This window comes from Pseudoalteromonas sp. A601 (assembly GCF_002165575.1).
GTDB lineage: Bacteria > Pseudomonadota > Gammaproteobacteria > Enterobacterales > Alteromonadaceae > Pseudoalteromonas.
Genome location: NZ_MXQF01000007.1, coordinates 27,140 through 38,983, shown reverse-complemented (window position 1 = coordinate 38,983; position 11,844 = coordinate 27,140). Strand labels below are relative to the sequence as shown.

Below are 11,844 nucleotides of genomic sequence, written 5' to 3'. Positions count from 1 at the left end.
TTCGGGGTGCTCAACCACAACCTACGCAGCCCATTTTAACACCGAGCAGCTTAAAACTGACGGCTACCGCACCAACATATAAATCAACTGCACAACCAATGAAATCATGACTAATGGCCAAATATATTTCGCATATTTAGTTGCCCCCTCTAAGCCCATTTTTGATTGGTACTTTTCAAGTAGTGGCACCAGAATAACAAGAGCGACAAACAAAGAGATTAAAATCACAAAGATATTCATACTACTGCCTTTTAAGTTCAGGTGCTAAATTAAGGTAATTAGTAAGACGAAATTCGAGTATACCTAAAAAGCAGGCAAAAAAAAAAGCGCAGTATAAACTGCGCCAGTCGGTTGGAAGTAAAAGTTTACTTCAGCAGTGCTCAAAATTAAGAGCACTGGTGTTGTATTTTAACCTACAAGTGCTAACAAAATACCCGCAGCAACGGCACTACCAAGTACACCTGCTACGTTTGGCCCCATTGCATGCATCAACAAGAAGTTATGTGGGTTATTCTCAAGACCAACTTTATTAACGACTCGAGCAGCCATTGGTACTGCAGAAACACCTGCCGCGCCAACTAAAGGGTTGATCGGTGACTTGGAAAACTTATTCAAACCTTTCGCCATAAATACACCCGATGCTGTACCTATAGAGAACGCCAGTGCACCTAGCGCTAAAATACCCAGCGTTTCGACAGTTAAGAATTTGTCTGCGGCTAATTTAGACCCTACAGCTAAACCTAAAAAAATCGTTGTGATATTGATAATCTCATTTTGTGCACTGTTACTTAATCGATCAACCACACCTGATTCACGCATTAAGTTACCTAAACAAAACATACCTACTAGCGGTGTTGCCGCAGGTAAAAACAACATAGTTAAGCCCAATACCATTAGAGGAAAAATAATTTTTTCCTTCTTAGACACTGTACGTAATTGTGGCATTTGAATTTTGCGTTCTTCAGGCGTTGTAAGTGCGCGCATAATTGGCGGCTGAATAATTGGCACTAAAGCCATATACGAATAAGCAGCCACTGCAATTGCACCTAATAAATCAGGCGCTAATTTTGATGCTAAGAAGATAGCCGTTGGGCCATCAGCACCACCAATAATAGCGATAGCTGATGCATCTTGTAATGAGAACTCAAAGCCTGGTACATAGTTAAGTAAAATCGCCCCAAATAATGTAGCAAAAATACCAAATTGAGCCGCAGCACCAAGCAACATCATTCTCGGGTTTGCAATTAAGGCACTAAAGTCTGTCAGTGCCCCTACTCCCATAAAGATCAGTAACGGAAACACACCAGTATCAATACCAATATGATAAACGTAATATAATAAGCCACCAGGGTCTGATAAGCCCGCTACTGGAATATTTGTTAAGATTGCACCAAAGCCTATTGGTAATAGTAATAGTGGCTCAAAGTTTCGTGCAATTGCGAGGTACAACAATAAGCACCCTACTGCAATCATGATTAACGCAGGAAAAGTGAAATTTGCTATACCCGTTGCTTGCCAGAGGTTTAATAACGCTTCCATCCTCTATACTCCTAAGCCATTGCAATCATTGCTTCGCCTGTGGCAACAGAGTCACCTTCAGCAACTAACAGTTCAGCAATAGTTCCACTGTGAGTAGCGCGAATTTCTGTTTCCATCTTCATAGCTTCCATAATCATCACAACATCACCTGCGTTAACTGTTTGACCCGCTTTCACTTTGATCTTGAAGATGTTACCTGCAAGCGGAGCATTCAAAGTTTCGCCCGATGCTACCGACGCAGACTGCGGAATTAACTCACTGTCTTTGAGGGTTACCTCTTTTAGTTCACCGCCTTGTGCAACGACAACGTCATATACTTTACCATCAACTTTTACGCTGTACTGCTCAGCTTTAACTGTGTTGTTATTAGATTTATTGCTTGAAGAAGGTTTGTCTTGCTTAGCTGACTCAGCACTTGGCACCGCTTCAAACGCATCTGGGTTATTGCGGTTTTTCAGGAATTTCAAACCAATTTGTGGGAATAATGCATACGTTAATACATCATCAATTTGCTCATCAGCAAGGTCTAAACCTTGTTCTTGTGCTTCTTTTATTAGTTCAGCTTGCAATGTTTCAAGTTCTGGTTGCAGTACATCAGCAGGGCGACAAGTAATTGCCTCACTACCATCAAGTACACGTTCCTGTAATTCTTTATTCATTGGCGCTGGTGTTGAACCATATTCGCCTTTAAGTACACCTGCAGTCTCTTTTGTGATGGTTTTATAACGTTCACCGGTCAATACATTCAATACTGCTTGAGTACCAACAATTTGTGAAGTTGGTGTAACTAATGGTAAGAAACCTAAATCTTCACGTACGCGTGGGATCTCAAGTAGAACCTGATCCAGTTTATCTGCTGCGCCTTGCTCTTTTAGCTGGTTTTCCATATTAGTTAACATGCCACCTGGCACTTGAGCTAACAAGATACGGCCATCTACACCTTTTAAGCTCCCCTCAAATGCCGCATACTTTTTGCGCACATCACGGAAGTAAGCCGCGATTTCTTCTAACTGATTTAAATCAAGATCGGTATCACGCTCAGTACCTTCGACAATTGATACTATTGTTTCCGTCGCGCTGTGACCGTAGGTCATACTCATTGATGAAATAGCGGTATCAAGCATATCAATACCAGCATCTATGGCTTTTTGATAAGTTGCTGTACTCAAACCTGTTGTTGCATGACATTGCATAGCGATAGGAATAGAAACGGTTTCTTTTAGCCCTTTGATCAATTCCTCACAATCATAAGGCTTAAGCAAACCTGCCATATCCTTAATACAAATTGAGTGACAGCCTAAATCTTCTAACTGCTTGGCTAAAGTAAGCCACATATCAAGTGTGTGCACTGGGCTGACAGTATATGAAATCGTGCCTTGTGCATGAGCTCCCACTTTCACAGCGGCTTTAATTGCAGTTTCAAGATTTCGCACATCATTCATCGCATCAAAAATACGAAATACATCAACACCATTTTTGTGGGCACGTTCAACAAATTTTTCTACAACGTCATCAGCATAATGACGGTAACCTAAAAGGTTTTGCCCACGAAGTAGCATTTGTTGCTTCGTGTTTGGCATTGCTTTTTTAAGCGCACGGATGCGTTCCCACGGATCTTCACCTAAGTAACGAATACATGAATCAAACGTTGCCCCACCCCAAGATTCAATAGACCAATAACCCGCATTATCGAGTTTTTCAGCAATTGGTAGCATATCGTCTAAACGCATACGTGTTGCTAATAAAGATTGATGCGCGTCTCTGAGTACTAGCTCAGTTAATTTTAATTTAGCCATGAGTCACCCCTTATGATTTTTGTTTATTTTTGTACTGAGCGATTGCAGCACTGATAGCAGCAACATGTGCACTTGGCACACCTTGGGCTTTAATAGATGGTGTACGAGCAGCCTCAACCACAGGTTCTTCAAAGCGGCTCATTATTTTAGACATAAAGATAATTGCTGAAATTAACAGCGATAAGAATACGAAAACGCCCACCATTCCAGTGACCATTAAATTTGCTGCTGTCGCAAGTAGTTGTCCTATGTCCATGCTGCTCCCCCTTGATTACTAAACTTATAGTTTTAATTTACCAACCTAAAACAGGTAAAAAATCACTTTATATAAATAATTATGCACCAATCATAACAAAGAAACAGACCAAGTCCAACACTTTGTAAATTGGTAAAACCAATTAATATTAAGCTAACATATCCACATTAAAGTTAACACCATACATTTTGCTATTATTTTCTGAGATATAGACAATATAAATAATGAATATAGTTAAAAGTTATAACTATCCTGCATACTGTTGATTAAAAAATCATGATAGCAGTATGAATCTGCACTAAATTTAAGAGGAAATGCCTCACCATGTTAAATTGGTCTTACCAAGAAAGACTTTTAATAACACGTTATTTTTTATTTTAAGAATAAGTTACACGTAATAAAGTAAATATTACTTACAGTGCGCTTGTCTTTCTTTGTAATAAATATATTAGATATTGATTTTAAAGTACTTTTATTTATGGCACATAACTGGCATTAACCATATCGAACAAATTTACAAACCAAGGAGACAACAATGTTACGCTGGACAATTACATTTTTAGTTATTGCACTTATTGCTGCAGTGTTAGGTTTTGGTGGTATCGCAGGTGCCGCAGCAGGAATTGCCAAAATTATATTTTTTATCTTTTTAGTATTATTAGTTATTTCACTCGTTTCAGGTGCGCTTCGAGGCAAAACCCCTTAACAGGAAATTAATTTAAACACTAATACATACATTACTTACAAGGAATTACATTATGAAATCAACAACAGTTAAAACAGCCGTTATAGCACTTTTCGCAAGCTTTTTTATCATGGGTTGTGAAGACAATCATGCAGAAGAAGCTGGTGAGCGCATTGATGAAGCAGTAACAGACGTACAAAATGGTGTTGAAGACGCCTGTGAAGAAGTTAAAGAAGGCGTAAATGCTGAAGAAACTAACTGTTAATCCATAATTAATAGTAAACAAAAAACGACTCACCTGAGTTGTTTTTTGTTTACTTTAAACGATCTGTCACCTATTCCCCCCTCAAAAAATACCTCTAAATATCAAACTTACACACTACTAATTTTACTGAAAAAACTGGAGCAAATATTTTTTTCTAAAAATTTATTATTTGTATGTCCTAAATTTGCAACTATCTTTAAATAGCTAATTAAAGGTATCGTTAGCGTACCTTCAGTTGTTTTTAGCCTAATTATTATAAATATTTGGGAGATTACAATGTTAAAAAATAAAGTGTCACTCGGTGTAAAATCAGCCTTCAGCGCAGGACTTATATCAACTGCATTAATTTATACCCCCCTCACGATAGCCGAAGAAGAAACAACGATAGAAAAAGATGTAGAAGTTATTTCAGTTACAGGTAGCCGAATACGTCAACCTGGAGCTGTATCCGCCAGCCCAATAATATCAATTGGAGAAAAAGAGCTTGGATTCCAACAAGAGCCTGAGGTAGAACAAATTTTAAGAAACCTTCCTGCAACAGTTCCTGGAGATGGCAGTAATGTAAATAATGGTTCCGGAGGAGCAGCAACTATAAACCTAAGGGGTCTGGGCGCACAACGTTCATTAGTACTAATGAACGGCCGTCGTATGATCCCATACAATTATAATGGTGCAGTTGATAGCTCAACAATCCCGAGCGCTTTGATTGAACGTATTGATATTGTCACTGGTGGTGCATCAGCAGTATATGGCTCCGATGCAATTGCTGGGGCAGTAAACATTGTTCTGAAAGACGACTTTCAAGGGGTGGTTTTTGACGCAAAACATTCTGAAACAGGTGATGGTGATGGTGATAAGGATAGTTTCAGTTTAACTCTAGGCTCAAATTTAGCTGATGATAAAGGTAATGTTGTACTTTCTCTTGGCTGGATGAAACGAGATCAAATATTATTAGGTGATCGTCCTCTCGGTCTTTTAGGTATTGAAACTGCGAGCGGTGCAAACTATGAGCAATTTCTAAATAGCGAACCACCAATTCCTGCTCCAGAGGAATGTAGCGGCCCTAACTCTGTTGAAAGCGGTGGTTCTACTACGGCATTTCCGACTCGCTTTGCTATCGTTGGAGCTGGCCAAACTGGCGCAGGGCAATTTAGAAACGATGGTACTTTAGAGTCTGATACTTGTAGTGTGTTTAACTTTAATCCCTACAATTTTTATCAAACCCCCTCTGAACGCTACTCAGCAACGGCTCTAGGTAATTACTATATTACTGATGATCATCAAGTATATTCTTCAGTGAATTTTACAAATACGAGTGTAGATACCCAAGTCGCTCCCTCTGGTACATTTGGCTCAAGCTTTAATTTACCTCTAGCAAACCCATTTATTGGTGAGCAAGCACTACAGTTTATGCTTGATGGTGCAGCACAAGCACTCGGTGAAGGCAGCTTAGATTCCAGCAACTGGCAAGATGTAAATGGAAACGGAATTGTTGATGAAGCTGATTATCTAACTGTTCAATTAAGACGACGTACATTAGAGCTTGGAGCTCGTACAGAGCGCTTTGATAGTACTCAGTTTCAAATTGTAACTGGTGTTAAAGGCTATTTTTTAGATGATTGGGAATACGATGCGAGCTATCAATATGGTGAATCAAACCGGACAACCGTTCGCGGTGGCTATACCAATCTAACTAATATTCAAAATGCTTTAGATACTACAGATGGAGAAACATGTAAAAATGGTGACTCAAGCTGTGTACCTATAGATCTTTTTGGTGGCTTTGGAACTATTACTGAAGAAATGGCGGGATACGCTCAAGCTATTGCTTTACAACAACAAAAATACAGCCAAGAAATTTTTACTGCCAGCGTAAACGGCAGTCTTGATTTTATTGAAATACCAGGTGCTGGAGCACCTTTAGCTGTTAGCTTCGGTTATGAAAAACGCACCGAAAAAGGCCTTTTTGAACCAGATGAGTGTTTAAAACTAGCCCCTGCAAGCTGTCAAGGTGGCGCCGGTGGTAATCAATTACCAATTTCAGGTGGTTTTTCTGTTGATGAGCTATTCATGGAAGGTTATCTACCGGTATTAGATGGATTACCTGGTGCTGAAACTCTTGACGTAGAGTTTGGTTTTCGTTGGGCTGACTACGATACCGTTGGTAGTAATGAAACTTGGAAGTTAGGCTTTAACTGGCGTCCGGTAAGCGACATTTTAGTTCGAGTTATGCAACAACAAGCAACTCGAGCACCTAATGTAGGGGAGATTGCTTCTCCTGTTGTAACAGGTTTAGATAACGCACAGAGCGATCCTTGTTCAATAGCTAATGCTGGTAATATTGATGAAAACTTAAAACAATTATGTATGTCAACAGGAATGACAGAAGCACAGGTTGGTAATGTGCAAGATGTTATATCTGGACAAGTACAAGTTATTAGCGGTAGCGATCCACTAAACCCTCCTGGAGCCGAAGAAGCTGATACTTTTACGGCTGGTATTGTTTGGACACCTGAATTAAACAGCTTAGAAAACTTTACTATCACTTTAGATTATTACGATATAGACATTAATAATATTATTGGCAACTTTTCAGCTCAGGAGATTCTTGATGCGTGTTATGTTTTAGGAGACGCTGATGAATGTGCAAAAATTAATAGAATTGGTGGTGATTTAACAATTGCAGGTGCAGGTATTGAGCAATTTACAACTAACTTGAAAAACCAACGAGCTGAAGGTCTTGAGTTTGGGTTTAATTTTGCTGTTTTAATTGATCAGATGGGAGAGTTACAATTTTCAGGTAATATTAATAAGTATCTTACTCAAGAATCTCAAAGCTCAGACACTGCCCGTATAATTGATTGTAAAGGCTACTTTAGTACCAGTTGTGATCCTGTTTCAGAACTTCGCTGGGTTCAAAGAACAAGCTGGGTGTGGGAAGATCTAACGCTATCGCTTCAGTGGCGTCATATTGATGGTGTTGATGTTGAGCCAATTGAAGCACCAAACGTATACGAAGAGTTCCAAAGTATAGAAAGCTATGATTACTTTGATTTATTTGCTAGTTATTACGCAACAGAAAATATAGTTGTTAACTTTGGTATCGATAATATATTTGAAAAAGAACCACCGGTAGTGGGGGGTGAGGCTGGTGATACTAGCTCTAACTCTGGTAACACATTCCCAAGTAATTATGATGTGCTTGGTCGTAAATTTAAAATGGGTATAAAAATCCAGTTTTAATGATTCCTGGTAGTAGGTAGTAACTTGCACCGCAATTTGCGGTGCTTTTTTATTTTTATCTACGCTCTTGCTTCAAGCATTAAACGTTTCATATCACGTACGGCTTTATCAAGGCCATCAATAGCAGCACGAGCGATTATGGCATGACCAATGTTAAGCTCGTAAATGTCCTTCATCGCAGCGATTGGTTTGACGTTATGATAATGCAGGCCATGCCCTGCATTAACCGTTAACCCTAAGCCCGCAGCATACTCTACACCTTGGCGAATATGTTCAAGTTCTTTTTGCATATCGCTGTCATTTTCTGCATCTGCGTAAGCACCTGTGTGTATTTCTACATAAGGGGCATTACATGCTTTCGCTGCATCTAGCTGCGCTTTATCTGCATCAATAAATAATGATACTTTGATGCCCGCGTCAGTTAGCTTAGCAGTGGCAGCTTTAATTTTGTCTAGATTACCAACAACATCTAAGCCACCTTCAGTAGTGAGCTCTTCACGTTTTTCTGGTACTAGGCATACATACTCAGGCTTAACATCTAACGCGATATCCAGCATTTCATCGGTCACTGCAATTTCTAAGTTCATACGGGTTTGAATTGTCTTTGCCATAACATAAACGTCGCGGTCTTGAATGTGACGACGATCTTCACGCAAGTGAATTGTAATGCCATCAGCGCCAGCATGTTCAGCTACACTTGCTGCATGAGCGGGATCCGGGTAGTTTGTGCCGCGTGCTTGGCGTAAAGTTGCAATATGATCAACGTTGATACCTAACAGAATGTCTTTCATTTTTTACCTATATAAATTATTTAATAAAAAGCTCGCGGCTTTTTAATGGTTTTTTACCAAGCAATGGCTTCATTAAATGACGGCTTAATTGCTTCGCCATATATAGCACATCAGGTGCACTAAAGTCATGATCTGCAATTGCATTTAACTGAGCTCCCGTAAACCCATCCCCTTTTAAATCCTGAACAACAAAACCGTATTCGGCAAAGTAACTATACGTGTACGACGCATCAATTGGATCGCCCGCCGCATCGAAAGTAAAATCAACACCATAGCCCAGCAATTCTAGTAACTGAAACTCATAAGAGCGCAACACGGCTTGTAAGTTTGGATGCTGGTTTAGTTGCTTGAGGTGAGTTTTATATAACTTATAAGCATGATCAATTGGCTCATTAATTGGCACAATGCGGTTAGTGAGTTCATTTAAATAAAATCCACAGTAAAGCTGATCACCTACCAGTGGTGATTGCGCACCATGTAATTCAAAGCGTTGGATATATTTTAAATCATGCCTACCAGTGTAGTTTACTAGTAAGGTTTGGAAGGGTTGTAACTGTGCTTTATGCTTTGTTGCTTGTCGGCCATTGATGCGGGCTAACATTCGCAATTGGCCAACACCTTCTACTAGCATATCAAGCATTACTTGTGAGTCGCTATAAGGACGTCGGTGTAATAAATATGCTGTGTAGAAGTCGCTATCCATAGGTCAATTTAGGCAGAAGTTAATCTTCACCATAGCCTAAACTGCGCAGGGCTCGTTCATCATCAGCCCAACCCGATTTTACTTTTACCCAAAGCTCTAAAAATACTTTGTTATCAAGCATTTCTTCAAGATCTTTGCGTGCTTCACGGCCAATAACTTTTAGCTTTTCGCCTTTGTTACCTATAACCATCCGTTTTTGTGTTTCACGCTCAACCAAAATCAAGCCATTGATATGCCAAACACCATTGTCTTGCCACTTAAACTGCTCTATTTCAACAGTCACTGAGTAAGGTAGCTCCTCACCCATAAAGCGCATCAGCTTTTCACGAATAACTTCAGCTGCCATAAAGCGCATAGAACGGTCTGTAACATAGTCATCCGGAAAATAAAATTCACACGGTGGAAGGCGTTTCGTTACTTCATCTTTGATCAAGTTAATATTTTTACCCTGTGTCGCTGACACTGGCATAATACCTACAAAATCAAACTTATCGCCTAACCACTTCATATGTGGAAGTACTAAGTCACGATCTTTAACCTGGTCAATTTTATTAATGACTAATAATACTGGTTTGCCACTTTGGCTCACTTTATTAAGAACCATCTCATCATCAGCATTCCAATGAGTGCCTTCAACCACAAAAATAATGAGCTCAACATCGCCAATCGAACTTGAAGCTGCACGGTTCATTAAACGGTTAATGGCGCGCTTTTCCTCAACGTGCAATCCGGGTGTATCTACATAAACAGCTTGATGCTGACCTTCTGTATGAATACCCATAATACGGTGACGTGTTGTTTGCGGCTTACGCGAAGTAATACTTACCTTTTGCTCAATGATCTCATTAAGTAAGGTTGATTTACCGACATTAGGACGACCAACAATGGCTATCATGCCACAAAAAGTATCAAGCTCACCTTCATGTGGTTGGATCAATGTATCAAGATTCATTTTTTAGTATCTTCAATGCTTTTTCAGCGGCTTTTTGCTCGGCTTTACGACGTGAGCTACCTACTGAGATAATGCTATCCATACCTTCAACAATACATTCAACCGTGAATGTTTGATTATGTGCTTGGCCTTTAGTATCCACTACAGTATAGCCTGGCAGTGATAATTTACGGGCTTGAAGGTACTCTTGTAGTAAGGTTTTAGGATCTTTTTGATTTAAACCTGGAGAAATCGCATCAAGACGCGCTTCATACCATTGTAAAATTAGCTCACCACATACATCGATACCGGAGTCTAAGAATACAGCACCAATAATAGCTTCTACGGCATCGGCCAGTGTAGACTCGCGTCTAAAACCGCCACTTTTAAGCTCACCTGGACCTAAACGTAAATAGTCACCTAAACCAAATTCAAGGCCAAACTCAGCCAGAGTTTGCCCACGCACTAAAGTAGAGCGCATACGGCTTAAGTCACCTTCACGGGCTTTTGGAAATTTGCTATAAAGTGCATTGGCAATGACGAAGCTTAGAATCGAGTCACCTAAAAACTCTAAACGTTCATTATGCTGGCCTTTATGGCTGCGGTGGGTCATTGCCTGCTCAAGTAAACCTTGATCAGTAAACGTATACCCTATTTTTTTATATAACTCTGTTACATTTTTTTTCATTGTTACTGAATATTACCTAGGCGTTCAAAACGAACTCCAGTTGGAACCCAGCCTGGTAAAATGTCATCTGGGCCATTATCAAATTCAAAACTCATCCATATAAAGACGGCTTTACCCACCAAGTTTTCTTTTGGTACAAAGCCCCACACACGACTATCTTGGCTATTATCGCGGTTATCACCCATCATAAAATAATGATCAGCCGGTACTACCCATTCATCAGAACGTGTACCCGGTTGTTGATAGTAGCGCCCTTTCATTTCAAGCGCTTCTGGGTTGATTAAAATATCATGGTTTAGTGTTGTTAAATTCTCATTTAAACGTACTAAATCCATAGAGCCTTGCTTAAATTCGTCACGATTGATGATTTCCATATCAATCTTATTAAACTCATTACACAATAAATCACCTTGCTGAGTTTGTCCTTGCTCACAATTAGGCTGAATGTATAAGCGTTTATTACGGTATACTATTTTATCACCTGGTAGACCAATAGCACGTTTAATGTAATCCACACGCTCATCAAGCGGGTATTTAAACACTACAATATCACCACGTTCCGGTTCAGCAACATCCATCAGTTGCGTACGCCATACCGGGTCTTTTACCCCGTATGAGTATTTTTGTACTAGGATAAAGTCGCCAACTAATAAGGTTGGCATCATAGAGCCTGACGGGATTTGAAACGGTTCAAATAAGAACGAGCGAAAAATAGTAATCGCTGCAATCATCGGAAAAATAGACTTTGCCGTTTCAGTAATTGTAGGCTCAGGTGCAATCAACGATGCAGTTTCTTCATCTAATTCGCCCCCTGCAGAACTCGTAGCCAAGGCTAAGCGCTCTTGTCTTTTAGGTGCAAACATAAAATGATCAATTAACCAGATTAAGCCCGAACCTAAAGTTAATAGCACTAAAAATATTGAAAAATAACCTGCCATTCATTCATT

General features: G+C 39.7%; 12 protein-coding genes. 3 read left to right on the top strand and 9 right to left on the bottom strand.

Annotation, left to right across the window (positions count from 1 at the left end; genetic code table 11):
- Positions 1-63: 63 nt before the first annotated feature.
- The 4 genes from B5G52_RS22035 to B5G52_RS07265 form a co-directional block, all read right to left on the bottom strand.
- Positions 64-240 carry a hypothetical protein gene (locus tag B5G52_RS22035; protein ID WP_176372521.1) on the bottom strand — a complete coding sequence of 59 codons (177 nt, stop codon included), beginning with the start codon at positions 238-240 and terminating at the stop codon, positions 64-66.
- Positions 241-408: 168 nt separating this feature from the next.
- Positions 409-1,539, bottom strand: a complete 1,131-nt coding sequence (locus B5G52_RS07275; RefSeq protein WP_087531998.1) for a sodium ion-translocating decarboxylase subunit beta — start codon at positions 1,537-1,539, stop codon at positions 409-411.
- An 11-nt stretch (positions 1,540-1,550) separates the two neighbouring features.
- On the bottom strand, positions 1,551-3,335 hold the full coding sequence (gene oadA / locus B5G52_RS07270; protein ID WP_087531997.1) for a sodium-extruding oxaloacetate decarboxylase subunit alpha: 1,785 nt from the start codon (positions 3,333-3,335) through the stop codon (positions 1,551-1,553).
- 10 nt (positions 3,336-3,345) lie between these two features.
- Entirely contained in the window at positions 3,346-3,591 is a 246-nt protein-coding gene (locus B5G52_RS07265) for an OadG family protein (RefSeq protein ID WP_087531996.1), read from the bottom strand.
- A gap of 535 nt (positions 3,592-4,126) precedes the next feature.
- Between B5G52_RS07265 and B5G52_RS07260 the strand changes: the two genes are divergently transcribed.
- From B5G52_RS07260 to B5G52_RS07250, 3 genes are all read left to right on the top strand, one after another.
- Positions 4,127-4,297: a DUF1328 domain-containing protein gene (locus tag B5G52_RS07260; RefSeq protein WP_087531995.1), complete on the top strand. Its 171-nt coding sequence runs from the start codon at positions 4,127-4,129 to the stop codon at positions 4,295-4,297.
- A 52-nt stretch (positions 4,298-4,349) separates the two neighbouring features.
- Entirely contained in the window at positions 4,350-4,541 is a 192-nt protein-coding gene (locus B5G52_RS07255) for a hypothetical protein (protein WP_087531994.1), read from the top strand.
- 276 nt (positions 4,542-4,817) lie between these two features.
- Entirely contained in the window at positions 4,818-7,784 is a 2,967-nt protein-coding gene (locus B5G52_RS07250; protein ID WP_087531993.1) for a TonB-dependent receptor, read from the top strand.
- A 59-nt stretch (positions 7,785-7,843) separates the two neighbouring features.
- Here the strand turns inward: B5G52_RS07250 and pdxJ are convergent, their stop codons facing one another.
- From pdxJ to lepB, 5 genes are read right to left on the bottom strand one after another with little or no spacing between them, the layout of a single operon-like run.
- Complete coding sequence (gene pdxJ, locus B5G52_RS07245; protein ID WP_087531992.1) at positions 7,844-8,575, bottom strand: pyridoxine 5'-phosphate synthase; 732 nt, start codon at positions 8,573-8,575, stop codon at positions 7,844-7,846.
- 16 nt (positions 8,576-8,591) lie between these two features.
- A complete protein-coding gene (gene recO / locus B5G52_RS07240) occupies positions 8,592-9,278 on the bottom strand; it encodes a DNA repair protein RecO (RefSeq protein WP_087531991.1) in 687 nt (228 codons plus the stop codon).
- A gap of 19 nt (positions 9,279-9,297) precedes the next feature.
- Positions 9,298-10,230, bottom strand: a complete 933-nt coding sequence (gene era / locus B5G52_RS07235; RefSeq protein ID WP_087531990.1) for a GTPase Era — start codon at positions 10,228-10,230, stop codon at positions 9,298-9,300.
- Positions 10,220-10,897, bottom strand: coding sequence for a ribonuclease III (gene rnc, locus B5G52_RS07230; RefSeq protein ID WP_087531989.1), 678 nt, complete (start codon positions 10,895-10,897; stop codon positions 10,220-10,222). The genes era and rnc overlap by 11 nt, the downstream gene beginning before the upstream one ends.
- 2 nt (positions 10,898-10,899) lie before the next feature.
- Positions 10,900-11,835: a signal peptidase I gene (gene lepB, locus B5G52_RS07225; RefSeq protein ID WP_087531988.1), complete on the bottom strand. Its 936-nt coding sequence runs from the start codon at positions 11,833-11,835 to the stop codon at positions 10,900-10,902.
- Positions 11,836-11,844: the final 9 nt, after the last annotated feature.